The 18593-nt window shown below is 68.9% G+C and carries 20 protein-coding genes and 2 tRNA genes; 12 read left to right on the top strand and 10 right to left on the bottom strand.

The features are described from left to right. Positions 1–16: 16 nt before the first annotated feature. Entirely contained in the window at positions 17–592 is a 576-nt protein-coding gene (locus tag ACEVFP_RS05645; RefSeq protein WP_375002641.1) for a TetR/AcrR family transcriptional regulator, read from the top strand. A 70-nt stretch (positions 593–662) separates the two neighbouring features. Here ACEVFP_RS05645 and ACEVFP_RS05640 read toward each other — a convergent pair whose 3' ends face one another. Further along, positions 663–1208: a YceI family protein gene (locus ACEVFP_RS05640; protein WP_375002640.1), complete on the bottom strand. Its 546-nt coding sequence runs from the start codon at positions 1206–1208 to the stop codon at positions 663–665. A gap of 149 nt (positions 1209–1357) precedes the next feature. Between ACEVFP_RS05640 and ACEVFP_RS05635 the strand changes: the two genes are divergently transcribed. Next, positions 1358–1822 (top strand): MarR family winged helix-turn-helix transcriptional regulator, encoded by a 465-nt coding sequence (locus ACEVFP_RS05635; protein WP_375002638.1) that lies wholly within the window; start codon positions 1358–1360, stop codon positions 1820–1822. 261 nt (positions 1823–2083) lie between these two features. On the opposite strand, the gene ettA is transcribed toward ACEVFP_RS05635, so the two are convergent. From ettA to ACEVFP_RS05615, 4 genes are all read right to left on the bottom strand, one after another. Then, complete coding sequence (gene ettA, locus ACEVFP_RS05630) at positions 2084–3766, bottom strand: energy-dependent translational throttle protein EttA (protein WP_375002636.1); 1683 nt, start codon at positions 3764–3766, stop codon at positions 2084–2086. 73 nt (positions 3767–3839) lie between these two features. Beyond that, positions 3840–5483 carry a GTPase gene (locus ACEVFP_RS05625; RefSeq protein ID WP_375002634.1) on the bottom strand — a complete coding sequence of 548 codons (1644 nt, stop codon included), beginning with the start codon at positions 5481–5483 and terminating at the stop codon, positions 3840–3842. After that, a complete protein-coding gene (locus ACEVFP_RS05620; RefSeq protein WP_375002633.1) occupies positions 5480–7216 on the bottom strand; it encodes an ABC transporter in 1737 nt (578 codons plus the stop codon). The genes ACEVFP_RS05625 and ACEVFP_RS05620 overlap by 4 nt, the downstream gene beginning before the upstream one ends. A 91-nt stretch (positions 7217–7307) precedes the next feature. Continuing rightward, the gene (locus ACEVFP_RS05615; RefSeq protein WP_375002631.1) at positions 7308–8456 is read right to left on the bottom strand and encodes a PrsW family intramembrane metalloprotease; all 1149 of its coding nucleotides are present in this window, start codon (positions 8454–8456) and stop codon (positions 7308–7310) included. Between the two features lie 136 nt (positions 8457–8592). Here ACEVFP_RS05615 and ACEVFP_RS05610 point away from each other — a divergent pair. Beyond that, positions 8593–8669, top strand: a tRNA-Arg gene (locus ACEVFP_RS05610). 6 nt (positions 8670–8675) lie between these two features. Here ACEVFP_RS05610 and ACEVFP_RS05605 read toward each other — a convergent pair. Next, positions 8676–9608 (bottom strand): aldo/keto reductase, encoded by a 933-nt coding sequence (locus tag ACEVFP_RS05605; protein ID WP_375002629.1) that lies wholly within the window; start codon positions 9606–9608, stop codon positions 8676–8678. A gap of 48 nt (positions 9609–9656) precedes the next feature. Between ACEVFP_RS05605 and ACEVFP_RS05600 the strand changes: the two genes are divergently transcribed. Both ACEVFP_RS05600 and ACEVFP_RS05595 read left to right on the top strand, forming a co-directional pair. Then, positions 9657–10028: a fluoride efflux transporter FluC gene (locus ACEVFP_RS05600; RefSeq protein WP_375002627.1), complete on the top strand. Its 372-nt coding sequence runs from the start codon at positions 9657–9659 to the stop codon at positions 10026–10028. Continuing rightward, positions 10025–10372: a fluoride efflux transporter FluC gene (locus ACEVFP_RS05595; protein ID WP_375002625.1), complete on the top strand. Its 348-nt coding sequence runs from the start codon at positions 10025–10027 to the stop codon at positions 10370–10372. Before ACEVFP_RS05600 ends, ACEVFP_RS05595 begins: the two co-directional genes overlap by 4 nt. Before the next feature lie 23 nt (positions 10373–10395). Here ACEVFP_RS05595 and ACEVFP_RS05590 read toward each other — a convergent pair whose 3' ends face one another. Further along, complete coding sequence (locus ACEVFP_RS05590) at positions 10396–11178, bottom strand: DsbA family protein (RefSeq protein ID WP_375002624.1); 783 nt, start codon at positions 11176–11178, stop codon at positions 10396–10398. A gap of 149 nt (positions 11179–11327) precedes the next feature. On the opposite strand from ACEVFP_RS05590, the gene orn reads away from it, so the two are divergent. From orn to ACEVFP_RS05565, 5 genes are all read left to right on the top strand, one after another. Beyond that, positions 11328–11948 (top strand): oligoribonuclease, encoded by a 621-nt coding sequence (gene orn, locus ACEVFP_RS05585; RefSeq protein ID WP_375002622.1) that lies wholly within the window; start codon positions 11328–11330, stop codon positions 11946–11948. 83 nt (positions 11949–12031) lie between these two features. Then, a tRNA-His gene (locus ACEVFP_RS05580) sits at positions 12032–12106 on the top strand. Positions 12107–12370: 264 nt separating this feature from the next. After that, positions 12371–12733, top strand: a complete 363-nt coding sequence (locus tag ACEVFP_RS05575; RefSeq protein ID WP_375002621.1) for an ArsR/SmtB family transcription factor — start codon at positions 12371–12373, stop codon at positions 12731–12733. Next, complete coding sequence (locus tag ACEVFP_RS05570; RefSeq protein WP_375002619.1) at positions 12730–13200, top strand: SRPBCC domain-containing protein; 471 nt, start codon at positions 12730–12732, stop codon at positions 13198–13200. The genes ACEVFP_RS05575 and ACEVFP_RS05570 overlap by 4 nt, the downstream gene beginning before the upstream one ends. A gap of 4 nt (positions 13201–13204) precedes the next feature. Then, positions 13205–13639 (top strand): VOC family protein, encoded by a 435-nt coding sequence (locus tag ACEVFP_RS05565; protein WP_375002617.1) that lies wholly within the window; start codon positions 13205–13207, stop codon positions 13637–13639. A gap of 113 nt (positions 13640–13752) precedes the next feature. Here ACEVFP_RS05565 and ACEVFP_RS05560 read toward each other — a convergent pair whose 3' ends face one another. Beyond that, entirely contained in the window at positions 13753–14403 is a 651-nt protein-coding gene (locus tag ACEVFP_RS05560) for a TetR/AcrR family transcriptional regulator (RefSeq protein ID WP_375002615.1), read from the bottom strand. Positions 14404–14483: 80 nt separating this feature from the next. Here ACEVFP_RS05560 and ACEVFP_RS05555 point away from each other — a divergent pair, with 80 nt between their 5' ends. Both ACEVFP_RS05555 and ACEVFP_RS05550 read left to right on the top strand, forming a co-directional pair. Then, the gene (locus ACEVFP_RS05555; protein WP_375002614.1) at positions 14484–15398 is read left to right on the top strand and encodes an alpha/beta hydrolase; all 915 of its coding nucleotides are present in this window, start codon (positions 14484–14486) and stop codon (positions 15396–15398) included. Beyond that, positions 15395–16084 (top strand): GNAT family N-acetyltransferase, encoded by a 690-nt coding sequence (locus ACEVFP_RS05550; protein ID WP_375002612.1) that lies wholly within the window; start codon positions 15395–15397, stop codon positions 16082–16084. Before ACEVFP_RS05555 ends, ACEVFP_RS05550 begins: the two co-directional genes overlap by 4 nt. Here ACEVFP_RS05550 and ACEVFP_RS05545 read toward each other — a convergent pair. Then, positions 16035–16814: a DUF4097 family beta strand repeat-containing protein gene (locus ACEVFP_RS05545; protein ID WP_375002611.1), complete on the bottom strand. Its 780-nt coding sequence runs from the start codon at positions 16812–16814 to the stop codon at positions 16035–16037. The two genes, ACEVFP_RS05550 and ACEVFP_RS05545, sit on opposite strands and share 50 nt — an antisense overlap. Then, complete coding sequence (locus ACEVFP_RS05540) at positions 16811–18547, bottom strand: glycerol-3-phosphate dehydrogenase/oxidase (protein WP_375002610.1); 1737 nt, start codon at positions 18545–18547, stop codon at positions 16811–16813. Before ACEVFP_RS05540 ends, ACEVFP_RS05545 begins: the two co-directional genes overlap by 4 nt. Between the last annotated feature and the right edge of the window lie 46 nt (positions 18548–18593).

The following is an 18593-nucleotide window of genomic DNA, read 5'->3' as shown; positions in this document are numbered from 1 at the left end:
CATGGAGAGGGGTGGAATGACCGTCACCGCGCGCGAGCGACTCATCGAAGCTGCCGTCGAGGCCTTCGCTGAGAAGGGCTTCACGGCCACCACCACTCGCGACATCGCCTCGCGAGCCGGCATGAGCCCGGCGGCGGTCTACGTCCACCACGACAGCAAGGAGAGCCTGCTGTTCAGCGTGAGCCTCTCCGGTCACCGGGCCGCGCTGGAGGTCATCGAGCAGGCCGCAGCCGCCGAGACCGATCCGGCCGCGCGGCTTGCGGGCATGGTGCACGACTTCAGCGCCTGGCACGCCAGCAACAGTCGCGTGGGCCGCATCGTCCAGTACGAGTTCCATGCCCTCACCCCGGAGCACCGGGCCGAGATCGCCGATCTGCGTCGCGCGATCGAGTCACAGATGCAGGAGGTGATCGCCGACGGAGTCGCTCGCGGCGTCCTCGACGTGGGCGACCTCTCCGGCACCGCTCGGGCGCTGCTGTCACTGAGCATCGACCTGCTGCGGTGGTTCTCCCCACACGGCTCCCAGCGCCCCGAGGACATCGCCCGCTTGCATGCTGATCTGGCGCTGCGGATGACCCGTCCCGCCCCCTGAGGCTCCGAGCAGTGACGAGCGGCGCCGCCCCGGTCGGGACGACGCCGCTCGTGGCGTGCGTGGGTTCGGGTCAGGCCTGGAGGACGGCCTCGGCGACGATCGCGATGCTGATCTTGTCACCGATCATGACCTTGTCGCCGGAGACCGGGACGTTGAAGTCGATGCCGAACTCCTTGCGGCTGATCTCGCCCTTGGCCTCGACGCCGACACGCGTGCCGCCCCACGGGTCTCCACCCTCGCCGAGGAACTCCACGGCAAGCTCGACCGGCTTGGTGACGTCCTTGACGGTGAGGTCGCCGGTGACGACGAAGTCCGAGTCGCTCTTCTGGACGACGCCGGTGGAGCGGAACGTCATCGACGGGTAGGTCCCGACGTCGAAGAAGTCGTTCGAGCGCAGGTGGGCGTCACGGTCGGCGGTGCCGGTGTTGATCGACGTCAGGTCGACAGAGACGTTGACGCTGGAGGCAGTGATGTCCTCGGCGGTCACCAGGGTGCCCTCGAAGGTCTCGAACTTGCCGCGGACCTTGCTCATGAGGTGACGGACGGTGAAGCCGATCTCGGTGTGGGTGGGGTCGAGGTTCCACGTGCCGGTGCTGATGGCGGTGGCGGTGCTCATGGCTGCTCCTAGATGGTCGTGAAGGGTGAAGTCTTGGTCGATCTCTCGACCTTCACCACGGTACAACTGGTTTATGCTTCAATCAATTCCCTGCTCTGTAGATCACACACGCCCGGTCGACCAGATTGTGAGACGGATAGGATCTCGCCATGCCTGACACTGAGTGGCTTGATGCCGACCAGCAGCGCATCTGGCGTGCCCTGCTGGGGGGCACCACCGTCCTGATCGACCGGCTCGACCGTGACCTGCGAGCCGGGCACGGGCTGTCGATGCCGGAGTACGAGATCCTGGTACGACTCTCGGAGTCACCCGACCGCTCGATCCGCATGGCCGAGCTGGCCGCCTCGGTGGCCCACTCACGTAGCCGCATCACGCACACCATCGCCCGGCTCGAGCGAGGCGGCCTGGTGCAGCGTGGCCAGGCCACCGACGATCGCCGCGGGGTGATCGCCGAGCTCACCGACGAGGGCTTCGCACTGCTGGAACAAGCCGCGCACACTCATGTGCGCGGAGTGCAGGACTATCTGGTCCGCATCGTCGATCCCGACGACTTCCGCGCCGTCGGACGGGTCATGGAGGCCGTGCGCGAGACGCTCGACGGCCGCCCGTTCTGACCAGGGCTGCGCAATCCCCATGACGTCATGGGAATTGGGTCCGCGGCACGGTTCTCGGGCGCGGGCATCCGAAACTTCCCGTGCAGGCGCCAGCAAGCCGTGCACCACTCCACGTTCCTCGTCCCGCGTGAGTCGGCGCAAGCGCCGACCGGCTCGAGTCAACTCTCAGTCCCGCGTGAGTCGGCGCAAGCGCCGACCGGCTCGAGTCAACTCTCAGTCCCGCGTGAGTCGGCGCAAGCGCCGACCGGCTTGACCGGGCTTTCAGTCCCGCGTGAGTCGGCGGTGCGTGACGCGGTGGGGGCGGGCGGCCTCTTCACCGAGGCGCTCGATCTTGTTGGCCTCGTAGGAGGCGAAGTTGCCCTCGAACCAGAACCAGCGGCCCGGCTCGTCCTCGGTGCCCTCCCACGCCAGGATGTGTGTGGCGATGCGGTCCAGGAACCAGCGGTCGTGCGAGGTGACCACGGCGCACCCGGGGAAGTCCAGCAGCGCGTCCTCCAGCGACGACAGCGTCTCCACGTCCAGGTCGTTGGTCGGCTCGTCCAGCAGGAGCAGGTTGCCGCCCTGCTTGAGCGTGAGCGCCAGGTTCAGCCGGTTGCGCTCACCACCGGAGAGCACCCCGGCCTTCTTCTGCTGGTCGGGGCCCTTGAAGCCGAACGACGCCACGTACGCGCGGCTGTTCATCTCGAAGTTCGCGACCTTGATGAAGTCCAGTCCGTCGGAGACGACCTCCCACACGTTCTTCGAGCCGTCGATGTTGGCTCGTGTCTGGTCGACGTAGGAGATCTTGACCGTCTGGCCGACGTCGAGCGTGCCGGAGTCAGGCGTCTCCGCGCCCGTGATCATGCGGAACAGGGTCGTCTTGCCCACACCGTTGGGACCCACCACGCCCACGATGCCGGCGCGGGGCAGGGAGAAGGAGATGTCCTGCCACAGGGGACGCTCACCGAAGGACTTCGTGAGGTTCTTGGTGTCCAGCACCACGTCGCCCAGACGCGGTCCGGCGGGGATGTTGATGTCGCTGGTGTCGATCTTGCGGGCGCGCTCGGCCTCGGCGGCGAGCTCCTCGTAGCGAGCCAGACGCGACCGGGACTTGCTCTGGCGTCCCTTGGCGTTGGAACGCACCCACTCCAGCTCCTTCTCGAGCCTCTTGGCGCGCTTGGCGTCCTTCTGGCCCTCCACCGTGAGGCGCTCCTGCTTGGACTCGAGGTACGTGGAGTAGTTGCCCTCATAGCCGTGGATCCGTCCCCGGTCGACCTCGGCGATCCACTCGGCGACGTTGTCCAGGAAGTAGCGATCGTGGGTGACGGCCAGCACGGCACCGGGGTAGTTCTTCAGGTGGCCCTCCAGCCACTGGACGGACTCGGCGTCCAGGTGGTTGGTGGGCTCATCGAGCAGCAGCAGGTCGGGCTGCTGCAGCAGCAGCTTGCACAGGGCCACACGGCGACGCTCACCACCGGAAAGATGGTCCACGAGCTCCTCGGGCGGCGGGCAACGCAGGGCGTCCATCGCCTGGTCGAGACGGGAGTCCAGCTCCCAGGCGTTGTGCTGGTCGAGCGCCGTCTGCAGGTCGCCCATCTCAGCGAGCAGCGTGTCGTAGTCGGCCTCCGGATCAGCAAGCTCCTCGCTGATCTTGTTGTACCGATGCAGCTTCTCCTTGACCTCGACGACCGCCTCCTCGACGTTCTCCAGCACCGTCCTGCCCTCGGTGAGCGGGGGCTCCTGCTGCAGCATGCCGACCGTGGCGTCGGCGTCGCGGATCACGTCGCCGTTGTTGGGCTGGTCGAGCCCCGCCATCAGCTTGAGCAGCGACGACTTGCCCATGCCGTTGGGGCCGACGACACCGATCTTGGCGCCGTGCAGGAAGGACAACGAGACGTCGTCGAGGACCACCTTGTCACCGTGGGCCTTGCGGACGTTGCGCAGAGAGAGAACGTAGTCAGCCATAGGCCTGCCAGCCTACCGAGCCGGGTCGCGTGCTCGAGGGCCGGATCAGACGGGGCGGATCAGATGGAGCTGATCAGGATTGGGCACGCACGATGCCGGCGCGGTAGCGGGCGTAGCGCTCCAGCTCCGACTCCACCGGCGCCAGGACCCGTTCGTGGGCGACCTGGGCGATGGACTCGCTGAGCCGTTCCTCGATCCGCCGGGCCTTGGAGCGTGCGGCAACCCGTGCCAGCAGCCGCGACAGGACGGCCAGGCCGACACCGACGACCAGGCCCCCCACCGCCAGCACGACCGGCAGCGAGAACCCGGCAACCTCGGGGCCCTGCGGGACGTCGACCGGGGCGACTGCGTCGACGGCGAGCAGACCCAGCCACACCAGTCCCACGACCAGGGCGCCGAGCGACAGCCACTGCACGGCATCGACCAGTCGCCACCACAGTGCCGGTCGCGCGATGCCGAGGTTCGTCCCCACCACGGCATCGTCGAGGGCACTGACGACGTCGTCGGTGCGCTGCACGGAGGCCTCGCGGACGGCGTCCCGCCACGGCGGCGCCAGCCCGACGGAGGCCTTCTCGGCCAGCTCACGCACGGCACCTTCGGCCTGCGCACGATGCACGTGATCGGTGGACGGCAACGAGTCCCGCACGATTCCGGTGACGTCGTCACCGAGCCCCAGCTCGGCGAGGGGATCCTTGCGCGTCCGACCCAGCCAACGGGTGACGGGCCAACCCGTGTGGCGCGCAGCACGACGCCTGGTGGAGGCCTCGACGGCCTCGACGAGCTGCGGGACCCCGGCGCTGTCGAGCAGTCCGGCCTCCAGCGCCTGCTTGTCGACGTCGCCCACCCCGGGGACGGCGCTCGTGCCGCCGGCGTTCGCGACACGGCGGGCCACGTGGGACAGGTCGCTGCTGAGACGGTCCTTGGCAGACTTCTTGGCCTTGATGCGGCGCACCAGCTCACGTTTGAGGTCATCGATGCCGTCGCCGCGGGTGGAGGAGACACCCAGCACGGGGACGTCGGACAGCCCTTCGCGCGCCAGGATCGAGCTGACGTCGGCCAGCGCCCGTTCCCGCTCCCCGTAGGCGATGCGGTCGATCTGGTTGAGCACGACCATCGTGACGTCGCTGTAGGCCGCCATGGGCTTGATGTAGCGGTCGTGGATGGCAGCGTCGGCGTACTTCTGCGGGTCGAGGACCCAGATGATGAGGTCGGTGTACTCCACCAGCCGTTCCATCTCCACGTGGTGGGAGACCTCGGTGGAGTCGTGGTCAGGCAGGTCGAGCAGGACCAGACCCTCGAGCTTGGTGTCCGACGCGGAATGGTCGAGCATGCTCATGCGGGAGACCTGGTGACGGGCCGGGATGCCCATCCATGCCAGCAGCTCCGAGGCACCGTCCGGGCCCCAGGCACACGCCAGCGCCCACGACGTCGTGGGGCGTCGCACCCCGACGCCGGCGAGCTCGAGGTCGGTGAGGGCGTTGAACAACGACGACTTTCCGGATCCGGTGGCACCGGCCAGCGCGACGATCGTGTGCTCGCCAGAGAGCTGGAGCCGCTCGGAGGCGCGCTCCTGCAGCGAACGCGCGGCCTCCAGCAGTGAGTCGTCCAGCCGCTCGTCGGCGGCGTCGATGGCCTCGGTGAGGCCATCCAGCCGGTCGGAGACCTCAGCCCTGTCGCCTGCGAAGACCTTCTTCGCGGCATCGGCCAACCCGCTCATCGGTGCTTCCCCCCGTCCTCGAAGAAGTCGGCGTGCCGCGCGTACTCTGCCTGACGCGCCGCCTCACGAAGCTCTGCCTGGGCGGCCTCGAGGGCCGCGGGGTCGACGAGCAGGTCGGTGTACCGCTTCTGCTCGGTCTCCAGCAGCGCGATGACGCAGGCCTGCAGGTCCTCGCCTGCCCGGCGTGACAGATCGCGGACGGCCTGGGCACCGAAGATCGCCTCGAGCAGCTTCTGTGCCACGTAGGCGGTGCCGCCGGCCACACCGACCTGCGCGGCGCCGCCGGCACCGGTGCTCTGCACGAAGACCAGCACCATGAGCGCCACGCCCACCCCGTTGACACCGAAGGCGAGGAACTTGGCGGTGAGTCGCTTGTCGGCTCCCTCTGCACGGACCATCTCAAAGACACGGGCCTGCCAGTCGCGCACGAGGCGTTCGGAACTGACCCGGGCGTCGCGTGAGGCACGGTCCAGTCCGCGCTGCCTGGCGAGCAGTGCCTTGCCCGGCGGCGTCGACGACCAGGCACGATAGGTCTGCTCGGCGGCGGACTCGGCGTGCTCCATGATGAGCGCCTGCAGCCCGGACTCCACGGCGTCCACCACCTCGGCGGACTGCGCCCGTCGTCCGGTCAGGTTGTCCAGCAGACGGTCTCGCAGTCGGCTGACACGCTCCTCGACGGACTTCATCAGCTCTCCGCTGCCGACGAACTCCTGCCAGCGTCCCAGCACCTCACCGTGCATGAGGGTGCCGTCGGCGGTCTGGGCGGCCAATGTCTCGGCCGCCTTGCGGTAGATGCCGTCGACGTCGCCGCGGAGCTGCTTGGCGGCCTCCACCTGGGCGTCGAAGGCGTCGGCGATGTCGTGGGACTGCATGACGTTGTGCCGCACGGCACCGTCGAGGGTGCCGTGGACGACCGCGGCCCGCCCCTCGGGGTCGGCGGCGAGGTCGTGCAACCAGCTGACGATCGGGGCGACGGCCGCACGCGGGAGCAGGCCGTTGGGTTCGATCTCCGACTCCGGCACGGTGAACAGCGGGGAGTCGGAGAGACCGCGCGAGGTCATCATGCGGGCCAGGTGTCCCCTGACCTCGACGACGTGGTCGTCGTGGGTGCGGTCCAGGACGACGGCCACCGACGTGCTGCGCTCGGCCGCGCGGCGCAGGTAGTCCCACGGGACCTGGTCGGCGTAGCGGGCCGCAGAGGTGACGAACAGCCACAGATCGGCTGCGGCCAGCAGCTGACCGGCCAGCTCACGGTTGGCGGCATCGATGGAGTCGATGTCCGGAGCGTCCAGGACGGCCAGGCCACGCGGCACGAACCGGGAGGCCACCAGTCGCAGTGCGTAGACGTCGTTGGTGACGGCCTCCGTACGGGGCAGGTCCGGCAGGATGCGATCGGGCTGGAACCACTCTCCCTCGTCGGGGTGGTGCACCAGCACCGGCGAGCGAGTGGTGGGGCGCAGGACGCCGGACTCGGTGACGCTCTCGCCGACGATGGAGTTCACCAGGGTCGACTTGCCGGCACCGGTGGAACCGCCCACGACGGTGAGCAGCGGCGCGTCGAGCTGGACGAGTCGCGGGATCACGTAGTCGGAGAGCTGGTCGGCGATCTCGGCCCTGATCTCGCGGATGTCCCGGGCACCGGGGACGTCGAGGGAGAGGTCGATCCCCTTGACGGCGGCCAGCAACCGGCTCAGGGCGCCCAGCTGCTGCACAGAAGCGTGTTCGCTGAGCACCAGTTCTCCTCTCTTGACCTCACGTGTCACGTACGCACCAGATTAGTGGACGCAGCACCTCTCTGGGGCCGGGCGTCCCGGCGCCGCCCGCTCAGCGCGGCCGCAGAGGGGTGAGCGCCGGTGGCAGACGCAACGCCGGACGCAGTGAATGCATCTCGTCCAGGAGTCCGTAGGTGCGCTCGATGCCGTGTGGTTTCGCCCGCCCGGTCATGATCGCGTCGTGCAGGAAGGCCATCTCGGTGGCGAGTCGCTGGTATCGCGTCACCACCTGGCCGGCCACCTTGCCGTAGTTCGCGCGGGCGTGGTTGCGCGCCGCCTTGCGGTGCCCGAACCGTGAGAGGTAGGGGATCTCGGCGGGGTGGATCCAGCCACGTTCGGCGACGTAGGACAGTGACCGTTCCAGGGTGCGGACCTGCCCGACCCGCACGACCACGGCCATCACCCCGAGCCCCAGCAGCAGCGCACCGAGCACGAGGTAGACCAGGACGAAGGCCGCGCCGCCGCCGTAGGACAGCGAGGCGTTCCACAGGCCGTGCAGCGCGATGCTGACCGCCATGCCGGCACCCAGCACCAGGATCTTGAGCACCCGGGACCGCAGCATGACGGCGATGCCGATCGCGATGCCGAAGGCGGACAGGAACAACGGATGCGCGAAGGGACTGAAGATGCCGCGCACGATGAACGTCGACGTGGCGCCGTCGGCCCCGGCCACCTTGAGGTCCGGCGAGCCGAGATAGCTGGCGGCGTAGTAGCCGATGTTCTCCACGAACGCGAACCCGACACCGACCAGGCCGGCCACGACCAGACCGTCGATGAACCCGTCGATGATCCGCCGCCAGCGCAGGAACGTCAGCAGCAGGAACAGGCCCTTGGCCGGCTCCTCGGAGATGGGAGCGATGAAGGAGGCCATCTGCTCGTCGCTGAGGTCGAACGTCAGCTGGACGCCGATCTGGACGGCCAGGGCGATCGCCACCGCCACGACGGCTCCCCAGATGAACGCAGCGATCTTGTACCGCCGTGGTTCCGGCTCGTAGCGGTCCAGCCACCAGTAGGCCAGCCACAGCAGCGGCAGCGGGATGAACGCGTAGGCGACCGACAGACCTGCTCCGGCTGCATCACCCGCCTCCAGGGAGATGACGACTCCTCCGACGACGCCGAGCACGGCGACGAGCGTGAACAGGATCTTCAGCAGCAGGCGTCCCCGCTGGGTGGGGTGCTCTCGTCGCTTCGGCAGCCGCATCGGGATGTCCCCCTGGCCGGCGGCTGCGTCAGCGCGACTGGTTCTGCTGCGCGCTGGTGCAGTGCTGGTCTGTTCCACCCGCCCGACCCTATGGCACACCCGCACACCGCCACGGCATGACTAGGCTTGGGCCCGAGCGCCCGTAGCTCAGCTGGACAGAGCAAGAGCCTTCTAATCTCTGGGTCGCAGGTTCGAGTCCTGCCGGGCGCGCCAGTGCAGTCACCGAGGATCGTCGAGTCGGGCCAGCTCCTCGGGCTCGAGATCGATGTCGGCCACCGCGAGCGCTGCGTCGAGCTGCTCGAGCGTGCTGACGCCGACGATCGGCCTGGCCTGCGGCCTGCGGGCCAGCAACCACGCGAGCACGATCGTCGAGGGAGCCACGCCACGTCGTTCGGCGACCGCTCGCAGGACCGCCAGCCGTTGGGTCGTGCCCGGGTGGTCGTAGACCTGCGGGAACGGCCGGTCGGCCCGGTCGTAGGCGCCCTGCACGAGCGGCGAGTAGGCCCACAGCTCCAGCTCGGGGTGCTCCTGCAGGTAGTCGATCGTCTCGTCGGTGACGAAGCCGAACCGGTGGTCCTTGCCCTCGACCGTCGTGCCGGGACGGGGCTCGACGTAGGAGGTCGACAGCTGCAGGAGCGTGAACGGCTCGACCCCCGCGTCGGCGGCCAGTCGTCGGGCCCGCTCGACCCGCCATGTCGGATGGTTGGAGACGCCCACCCGCCGGGCACGGCCGGAGGTCACGAGCTCCCCGAACGCCGTCACGGTCTCGGCCAAGGAGATCGATCGGTCCTCGCCGTGCGCCCAGTGGACGTCGACCGTCTCCACCCCCAGTCGTTCCAGGCTGCGGTCACACTCACGCAGGACGACCTCGGCCGAGAGCCCTTCGACCCCGGACCCCGTCGGTTCCTGGCCCACCTTGGTGGCGATCTCCACCAGCTGCCTGCGTCCGGCGTCGGCGGCAAGCCAGCGGCCCAGCAGCCGTTCGCTGTCACCCCCGCGGCCGTCGGCCGAGCACCAGAAGGCGTAGCAGTTGGCGGTGTCCAGCGTCCGTCCGCCGGCGGCGACGAATGCGTCGATGATCGCCACCGAGGTCCGCTCGTCGGTGCGGGTGCCGAAGTACATGGTGCCGAGCACGAGTCGTGAGACGTCCACCCCCCGACCCTATGCGCGCGAGGGCAGCTAGCGGCGTAGGTTCGGGACATGCCTCACGTCCCGCTGCGCGCCGTGGCTCTGGTCGGCGTCGGCGGCGCACTGGGCACACTGGCCCGTCACGGTGTCGTGACCGGCCTCGGAGAAGACGGCGGCCTGCCGTCAGGGACGCTGCTGGTGAACCTGCTCGGCTCGCTCCTGATCGGCGTGGTCGTGGCCGCGGTGGCCTCGAACGCGTGGCGTCAGAGCCTGGCCACGGGCTTCCTCGGGGGTTTCACCACCTACAGCGCCCTGGCCGTGCAGACGCGTGAGCTCCTCGTCACGGACCCTCCGATCGCCGTGGGATACGTCTTGGCGACGCTGGCGGGTGGCTGGTTCCTCGCGCTCCTCGGCCTGGCGATCGGACGGCGGTGGGTGCGATGACCTTGTTGCTGATCGCCGTCGCCGGCGGACTGGGGTCGGCCGTCCGGCTCCTCGTGGACGCAGCAGTGAGCGAGCGGGCAGGAGCGCGATGGCCGTGGGGACTGCTCGTCGTCAACGTCTCGGGATCGTTCGCGCTGGGACTGCTCACGTCACGTGATCCCGGCGAGGCCTGGACGCTCGTGCTGGGCGTGGGGTTCCTCGGCGGCTACACCACGCTCAGCGCTGCGAGCCTGGCGACGGCGCGACTGTCCCTGCGTCGCGACGACCTGCGCGCGCTCGCCAGCACGGCGGGCATGCTCATCGCGTGCCTCGCTGCGGCGACGCTCGGCCACGTCATCGTCTGAGCGACGCCCCCTTGGTGCGGAGGTCAGCCGGCCTGGGCGGCCTCGATGGCTCCCTGCAGCTCGGCGGGCCCGGGGATCGTGCCCTCGTCGGCTCCACTGACGTCCTCGCCGTCGATGCGGACCGTCGGCGTGCCGCTGACGTCCTCCTCCTGCCCGCGCTCGAGGGCCTTCTCGACCCATGGCGTGAACTTCTCCGTCCTGAGGCACTGCTCGATGTCACCGGCTCCGGCCTGCTCGGCGAAGTCGGCCAGCTCGTCGTCCTCGGGGCCGGCACCACCCTCGGACGGCTGGTTGGCGAAGAGGATGTCGTGCATCTGCTTGAACGCCGTGACACCGGAGTCGTCCAGCACACAGGCCGCAGCGTTGGCGGCACGCTGGGAGTACCGGTTGGTGCTCTGCCCGGTGAGGAAGGCGTACGGCCGGTACAGGATGGAGATCTCGCCCTCGGCCACGGCCTGGTTCAGGAACTGGCCGTTGGCCTGCTCGAAGGCGGCGCAGCCGGGGCAGAGGAAGTCCTCGTAGAGCTCGACGACGACCGGATCACCCTCGGTGTCCTCGGCGCCGGCGTCCTGCGGCGTGTAGAGGACGCCGTAGTCGTCGGTGGCACCCTGGGGGGCGACGAGCTCAGTGGACTTGGCGTTGTCCTCGGACAGGACGTAGAACCCCCAGGCGAAGGCGGCGATCAGCGCGACGACCACCGCGACGATGACGATGGTGATGATGTTGCGCTGACGCTTGTCGGCCTTCTCGCGCTCCTTGCGCATCAGCTCGGCGCGCTCGGCTCGCTTCTTGCGGTCGTTCGTCACTGCGGTGCTCCTGGGATCTGGCTCCTGGGATCTGAGTCCTGCCGAACAGACCAACGGGTATCGGCCGCGATCGGTTCCCGGCGAGCCTACCGGGCCAGGTGGAGGCCGACCGGCGATGGCCTGCAGGGACATGCCCTAGGGTCGGGCGGGTGAACGACAAGCTGGTGTGGATCGACTGTGAGATGACCGGACTGTCCATCGAGCACGACGCCCTCGTCGAGGTTGCCGCGCTCGTCACGGACTACGAGCTGAACGTCCTCGGGGAGGGCGTCGACCTCGTGATCAAGCCACCGGCCCAGGCGCTGGAGCAGATGAACGAGGTGGTGACGCAGATGCACACCGCCTCGGGCCTGATCACCGAGCTGGACTCCGGCATCTCCGTGCGCGACGCCGAGGAGCAGGTGCTCGAGCACGTCCGGCAGTTCGTCCCCGAGCCGGGCAAGGCCCCGCTGGCGGGCAACTCCATCGGCACCGACCGCGCCTTCCTCGCCCGGGACATGAGCGAGCTGGAGGGTTGGCTGCACTACCGCGTCATCGACGTCTCCTCCATCAAGGAGCTCGCCCGCCAGTGGTACCCGCGTGCCTACTTCGCGGCGCCGGCCAAGGCCGGCCACCACCGGGCGCTTGCCGACATCACCGAGAGCATCGACGAGCTGCGCTACTACCGACGCACGATCTTCGCCGACCCCGGTCCCGACAGCGACTCCGCACGGGCGATCGCCGCCGAGATCGGCGGGGCCCCGGCAGCCCAGGATGGCGAGGACGGCTGACTCCACCCGGGACCCCGAACGGGGCGCGTCACCATCTGGGCTATGATCGTCCTCGCTGTCGGGCACATGCCCGGCACACCATGGTGGGCGTAGCTCAGCGGTAGAGCCCCGGCTTGTGATGCCGGTGGTCGCGGGTTCAAATCCCGTCGTCCACCCCATGTGATGTCTCAGGACGTCGCGGAGGGCCGGATCCATGTGACATGGGTCCGGCCCTCTTGCGTTGGATGCCACCTAGTGGTCGGTGGCTCGCGTGGGCGAGGGCGAGCTCGTGTAGCCCTGAACCAGCGCCTGGTCCGGAGCAGGCCGTTCCCACCTTTTGGCCTCTGCCGTCCAGAGCTGCTTCACGTCCTCGGTCAGACACGTTGACAATCCGTCCGACGCGTGCCTTAATAAAGGTATTCATTAATTAAGGATCGGATAAAATGCCTGTCTCAGACCCCTTGAGTCTCGTGTTCGGTGCCCTCGCCGATCCGACGCGCCGCGCGATCCTCACGCGACTGGCCCAGGGGCCGGCGACCGTCGGCGAGGTGGCCGCGCCGTTCTCCGTGAGCGCCCCCGCGATCTCCCAGCACCTGAAGACACTGGAGCGCGCAGGGCTCGTCACCAGGACCACGCACGCCCAGTGGCGGACCCTCTCCATGCAGACCGAACCCCTCGAGCAGGCGTCGGAATGGGTGGAGACGCAGCGCCGGGAGTGGAACCTGCGCCTCGACGCCCTCGACGCGCATCTGCAGACCATGAAGACCCAGCCGAACGCACACACCACCCAGGAAGCAGGATCATGAACACGACAGACGGATCAGTAGCGCAAGCCCCTCAGTTCTCGATCACCCGCGTCTTCGACGCACCGCGCGAGCTCGTGTGGCGAGCGTGGACCGAGGAGGCCGAGCTGGCGACGTGGCTCCACCCCTTCGGGGTGTCAACCGACAGCGTGTCGTTCGACGTCCGCGTGGGCGGCCGATACCGATACACCATGACGAACGACGAGACGGGTGAGAAGTTCCCGACCGGAGGCGAGTACCTCGAGGTGGACCCGATCGAGCGGCTCGCCTTCACCTGGGGCGACCCCGAGGCGCCCGTCGCGGGCACGCCAGTCATCACACTCACCCTCACCCCACAGGGCGAGCGCACCGAGCTCGTGCTCCACATGCGCGGACACGAGGGCAAGCCCGGCGACGGTTTCGTCTACGACGGCTGGGACGAGGCGCTCACCAACTTCGGACGACACCTCGCCGGAGAGGAGCTGGGCTGACCTCATGACGATCAGAATGGACAACATCGGCATCGTCGTCGAGGACCTGACCCCGGTGATCGCGTTCTTCGGCGACCTCGGGCTCGAGCTCGAGGGCCGTGCCATGGCAGAAGGCGAGTGGGCCGGGCGCTGCACCGGTCTCGGCGACCAGCGTGTGGAGGTTGCGATGATGCGCACGCCGGACGGTCACGGCGGACTGGAACTCTCCCACTTCCTGGAGCCGGAGGTCATCGAGGACCACCGCACGGCACCCGTCAACGCCCTGGGCTACCTGCGCGTCATGTTCACCGTGGACGACATCGACGCGACGCTCGCGCGCCTCGACAGGCACGGCACACAGCTCGTCAGCACCGACGTCGTGCAGTACGAGGACGTGTACAAGCTCTGCTACATCCGCGGCCCCGAGGGCATCCTGGTCGGACTTGCGCAGAGCCTCTGAGGTGTCACGACATCGGGTGGACCGGTGAAGCGACCGTCCGGCCAGGAAGACCTCCCTCCTTGGCGAGCACCGACCCTCGCTCCACCGCTCCTGCGGTGACGGTCGAGAGGGCGTCACGTCTCCCAGGGCCGAGGGGCCTCCTCGCTGGCGGCCTCGTCGAGCAAGGTGCGGACGGAGGTGGCGGCACGGGTGTACGACCGGTCATCGCCCAGGATCGATCGCAGGTTGGCTGAGTCGAGGAGAGCGTTGAGCTCGAAGACCAGCCGATCGACGTCGACGTCCTGCGCCAGGTCACCGAGACTGCGGGCATCGTCCACGGCACGGCGAAGGATCTCGAGCCACTCGTTGTTCGCCGCGATCAGCGCGTCCCTCACGACACCGGGGCGCGCGGCGAACTCGTGCGCGGCCTTGGAGAAGAAGCATCCCCCCGGGAAGACTCGCCCACGGGAGTACGCCATCCATGCCTCGCTCAGCGCCCAGATCCGACCGAGCCCGGGCGGGGTCTCCATGGCCGGCGAGATCACGGTGTCGGCGTAGATCCGGCGGGCGGCGCGGATCGTCGCCAGCTGGAGCTCCTCCTTCGCACCGAAGTGAGCGAACAGTCCGCTCTTGCTGATCGACAGGTCGGCTGCGAGCCGTCCGATGGAGAGCCCTTCGAGTCCCTGGGTGGAGGCCACGTCGACGGCGTGAGCGAGGACCGCTCGCCGGGTGTGATCACCGCGCTTCACCCGACCGTCGGTGATCGTCATCGCGTCCTCGTCCACGTCCCCACTCTAGGGCATGGCCTGTTCGGCAAACTACTGATACGATCGTTCGTATTATTTGTTGAGCGAAGGAGACTCCCATGGCAGAGGCGATCCACAGGAAGATCACGAACGATCGTGCGCCGTCTCGTGCCAGCAGGACGCGGCCGGCGCGGAACACGGGAGGACTGCATCACCTCCTGAACGCCGTCGGGCGCGTGAACGCGGACGCGGCAGGGCGCCTGGCCCTCGAGCTGTGGCGTCGTCCGTGGGGGCGAAGCGAGGTCCGCATCGGGGAGCGCGCCGTCCACGACGCGGCCATGGCACGCACTGTGGGACACGCTGGACGTCACGTCGTGGTGTATCGGTGGGGTGACGGCGCACGGCCAGTCCTGCTGGTGCACGGCTGGGGCTCACGATCGTCGCGTTATGCGGACCTGATCGAGGCCCTCGTCGCCCACGGATACAGTCCGGTCGCCTACGACGCACCTGGACACGGTGCCAGCCTCGGCAGCACGGGCACCATCGTCGACCACGAGGCGATCATGCGCCGGCTCGGTGCAGACCACGGCAGGTTCGAGGCCATCGTCGCTCACTCACTAGGCGTCCCGTTCGCCCTCCATGCCGTCCGAGAAGGGCTGGACGTCGACCGGGTGGTCGCCCTCAACGGCATGTGTGACTTCGCCTACCTCGTGGACGCGTTCTGCGCGGAGCTGTGCTTGTCCGAGCCCGTGACGAGTGGCCTTCGACGTGCGATCGAACGTGTCCTGTTCGAGGGGGACCACGGCATCTGGCGGCGCTTCTCAGCGGACCGGGCCGCGGACTGCGACCTCCTCGTGGTCCACGACACCGGCGACGCCGTGGTGGCTCCCGGCCAGGCCGCGCGCCTGCTCGCGGTGCACCACGACCGGTCGACGCTCCTCGAGACCAGCGGGCTCGGGCACAGCGGGCCGCTCGACTCCCCCGAGGTGATCCACGCCGTCCTGGACTTCCTGGCCACCAGGAGGCTGTCATGAGCCTGGATCAAGTGGTCCGAACGCGCGCTGGAGCGACGCAGCCCCCCGGGCATCTGACGATCAGGGTTGCCACGAAGGACGACCACGATGCGCTGAACACGCTGATCTCCCAAGCGACTGCCAAGACCACCTGGGCCCGGTTCCGCACCGGAGTCGGAACAGAGCCGCCCCAGCGCCTGGTCTCGCACCTGCTGATGACGCACGGGGGTGGCGAGGCCCATCTCGCCTTCGAGCACGGCGCGCTGGTCGGCCACGCGATGTGGGCGGCAGTCGAGCCAGATCAGCCCCAGGGCGCCACGGCGGAAGTGGCGATCATGGTGGCCGACGGCCACCAGCGGCGTGGCATCGGGACAGAGCTCGGGCGCGGACTCCTCACCCGCCTACAGGCCGCAGGGATCACCCGGATTCAGGTCACGACCGGGGTGGAGAACCGGGTCGTCATCGACACGATCCTGCGACGATGGCCTGGCGTACGCCCGCGGCGCGAGAGAACCGATCTCACCTTCGACCTTCCCATCGAAGCTGCGGTCAGTGGCTCGCTCCGCCCCCGCCCGCCAGTCGGATCGGTGGACGACGATCTCACGGGAAGTTGCGAACTCTCCGTGGGCGACCATGCGACCCTGAGCGAACTCACGCTCAGTTTCGCGCCAGCTCCACGTCGCCGCTCTCGCTGTGCAGACGGATGAACGCGGTGGCATCGTCGCTGGGTTCGAGGTCCTGCTGCACCAGCCCTGAGGAGGACTGCATGTCCACCTGGTACTCCTGACCCTCCGCAGGCAGGGTCACGTCGATGTCACCGCTGTCGGTGACGGCCTTGACCGCGAACGGGTCGTCACGGAAGGTCGCCGTGACATCGCCGCTGTTCGTGGTGGCCGACAGCTCGTCCACCGCCAGGTCGTCGGCCGCAACGTCGCCCGAGCCCGAGACCACGGTCAGGATCCGCTCGCTCATGCCGTGCGCCACGACGTCGCCGGACTCCGTGGTCACCTCCACGGGCAGCCCGGCCGGCACCTCGATCTCGACCTGGACACCGCAACCGGGGTTGACCAGCGTGAAGCATCCCGAGACGATCTCGAACTCGCTGTCGCGGCGGCGCAGCTCGTAGTCCGTGCCCAGGAGCCCGCTGGTCACCGTGGCCGTGACGGTGATGTCGTCGCCGTCACCCTCGACCACCGTGATCGCAGCGTCGCCGGAACGCAACGCGACCTGCGGCAGCTGGCCGGCATCCAGCCGGCTCGTGGCAGTCTCGGTCCCCTTCATGAGCATCGAGACACCGAGGACCGCTCCCATCACCAGCGCGACGATCGCCACCGTCCCGGCCACCGTGATGAGGGTTCGCGCCAGCGGCGAGCGCTCCTCAAGCTCCTCCAGGTCATCGGCGAAGTCATCGAGGGCGCTGGAGTCGTCGTACGTCACGCGTCGACCGCCCGCAGCACCGGGACGACATCCGGGGCACCCAGGCGCGCCGCGTCCGCCGTCTCGTCGTCGGGCATCCTCTGGCTCTCCCGCTCGGCCTCCACACGGCTGCGATAGTGGTCGATCTCGCGCTCACGCTGCTCCCCACTCCACCCGAGGACATCCCCCATCAGGTCGGCCACCTCGGCCGCCACCTCCGTGCCTCGATCGAAGGTCTCGATCGAGATACGGGTGCGTCGGGCGATCACGTCGTCCAGGTGCCGGGCGCCCTCGTGAGAGGCGGCGTAGACCACCTCGGCGCGCAGGTAGTCGTCGGCACCCGCGAGCCCCCGCCCCAGGTCGGGCCGCTGCGCGACGAGCTCGAGCAGCTCGGTCACGAGCGAGCCGTACCGTCCGAGCAGGTGCTCGATGCGTGCGACGCTCAGCCCACTCTCGCGGGCGAGCTTCTGCCGTTGGTTCCACAGGGCCTCGAACCCGTCGGCACCCAGCAGCGGGACGTCCTCGGTGCAGCACGGCGGCACGTTGCGATCGAGCAGGCTGCTCATGCCGTGCACTGCCGCATCGACGGCGTCCTCGGCCATCACGCGGTAGGTGGTGTACTTGCCGCCGGCGATGACGATGAGCCCCTTGACCCCGGTGCCGACGGCGTGCTCGCGCGAGAGCTTGCTGGTGGCGTCGTCCTCACCGGCCAGCAGGGGACGCAGACCGGCAAAGACACCCTCGACGTCGTCATGGGTCAAGGGCTCGTTGAGCACGGAGTTGACGTGCTCGAGGAGGTAGTCGATGTCGGAGCGACTGGCCGCCGGGTGGTCCTTGGACAGGCTCCAGTCGGTGTCGGTCGTGCCGATGATCCAGTGCCTACCCCACGGGATGACGAACAGCACGGACTTCTCCGTGCGCAGGATCAGGCCGGACTCCCCCCGGATGCGATCACGCGGGACGACCAGGTGGATGCCCTTGGAGGACCGCACGTGGAACTGCCCACGCTCCCCCGCGAACGACTGTGTCTCGTCGGTCCAGACGCCGGTGGCGTTGATGACCTGTCGCGCCTGGACGTCGAGCTCGCGCCCGGACTCCAGGTCCTTGACGCGGGCGCCGACCACCCGATCGCCCTCGCGCACGAGGTCGATGACGCGGGTGCGGCTGGCGACGTGTGCTCCGTAGGCGGCGGCGGTGCGCGACAGGAACATCGTGTGACGGGCGTCGTCCACCTGACCGTCGTAGTAGTGGATGGCACCAACGAGAGCGTCCTTGCGCAGCGCCGGCATGAGCTTGCGGGCCCCGCGGCGGGTCTTGTGCCGGTGCAACGGGACGCTGGCCCCGTAGCCCGACGCCCTGCTCATCGCGTCGTAGAGCGCCACCCCGGAGCCGGCGTAGAACCTCTCCCACCCGTGATGGGTGAGCGGGTAGAGGAACCCGACCTCTCGCACGAGGTGTGGTGCGAGCTTCTGCAGGCTCAGGCCACGTTCCTTGAGCGCCTCGGCCACGAGGCGGAAGTCAAGCATCTCCAGGTAGCGCAGGCCGCCGTGCATGAGCTTGCTGGAGCGGCTGGAGGTCCCGGAGGCGAAGTCGCGCGCCTCCACCAGACCGACGCTGAGCCCGCGCGTGGCGGCGTCGAGTGCTGCACCACCACCCACGACCCCGCCACCGATCACGAGGATGTCGAGCGGCTCGGCGGCCATCGCGTCGAGGGCGGCCTCACGGGACGCGGAGGACAGAGGTACGGCTCGCATGCGATCAGTCAATCAGGCGCAGCGACCCAGCGTGTAGCGGACAGGC

This window comes from Aeromicrobium sp. CTD01-1L150 (assembly GCF_041951745.1).
Lineage (GTDB): Bacteria > Actinomycetota > Actinomycetes > Propionibacteriales > Nocardioidaceae > Aeromicrobium.
The sequence above is the reverse complement of the archived record's forward strand: the minus strand, read 5'-3'. Positions and strand labels throughout refer to the sequence as shown.

Bases quoted from the DNA above. Each gene is read 5' to 3' on its own strand.
- ACEVFP_RS05645 (WP_375002641.1), top strand. From the start codon at position 17: ATGACCGTCACCGCGCGCGAGCGACTCATCGAAGCTGCCGTCGAGGCC.
- ACEVFP_RS05640 (WP_375002640.1), bottom strand. From the start codon at position 1,208: ATGAGCACCGCCACCGCCATCAGCACCGGCACGTGGAACCTCGACCCC.
- ACEVFP_RS05635 (WP_375002638.1), top strand. From the start codon at position 1,358: ATGCCTGACACTGAGTGGCTTGATGCCGACCAGCAGCGCATCTGGCGT.
- ettA (WP_375002636.1), bottom strand. From the start codon at position 3,766: ATGGCTGACTACGTTCTCTCTCTGCGCAACGTCCGCAAGGCCCACGGT.
- ACEVFP_RS05625 (WP_375002634.1), bottom strand. From the start codon at position 5,483: ATGAGCGGGTTGGCCGATGCCGCGAAGAAGGTCTTCGCAGGCGACAGG.
- ACEVFP_RS05615 (WP_375002631.1), bottom strand. From the start codon at position 8,456: ATGCGGCTGCCGAAGCGACGAGAGCACCCCACCCAGCGGGGACGCCTG.
- ACEVFP_RS05600 (WP_375002627.1), top strand. From the start codon at position 9,657: ATGCCTCACGTCCCGCTGCGCGCCGTGGCTCTGGTCGGCGTCGGCGGC.
- ACEVFP_RS05595 (WP_375002625.1), top strand. From the start codon at position 10,025: ATGACCTTGTTGCTGATCGCCGTCGCCGGCGGACTGGGGTCGGCCGTC.
- ACEVFP_RS05575 (WP_375002621.1), top strand. From the start codon at position 12,371: ATGCCTGTCTCAGACCCCTTGAGTCTCGTGTTCGGTGCCCTCGCCGAT.
- ACEVFP_RS05570 (WP_375002619.1), top strand. From the start codon at position 12,730: ATGAACACGACAGACGGATCAGTAGCGCAAGCCCCTCAGTTCTCGATC.
- ACEVFP_RS05565 (WP_375002617.1), top strand. From the start codon at position 13,205: ATGACGATCAGAATGGACAACATCGGCATCGTCGTCGAGGACCTGACC.
- ACEVFP_RS05555 (WP_375002614.1), top strand. From the start codon at position 14,484: ATGGCAGAGGCGATCCACAGGAAGATCACGAACGATCGTGCGCCGTCT.
- ACEVFP_RS05550 (WP_375002612.1), top strand. From the start codon at position 15,395: ATGAGCCTGGATCAAGTGGTCCGAACGCGCGCTGGAGCGACGCAGCCC.
- ACEVFP_RS05540 (WP_375002610.1), bottom strand. From the start codon at position 18,547: ATGCGAGCCGTACCTCTGTCCTCCGCGTCCCGTGAGGCCGCCCTCGAC.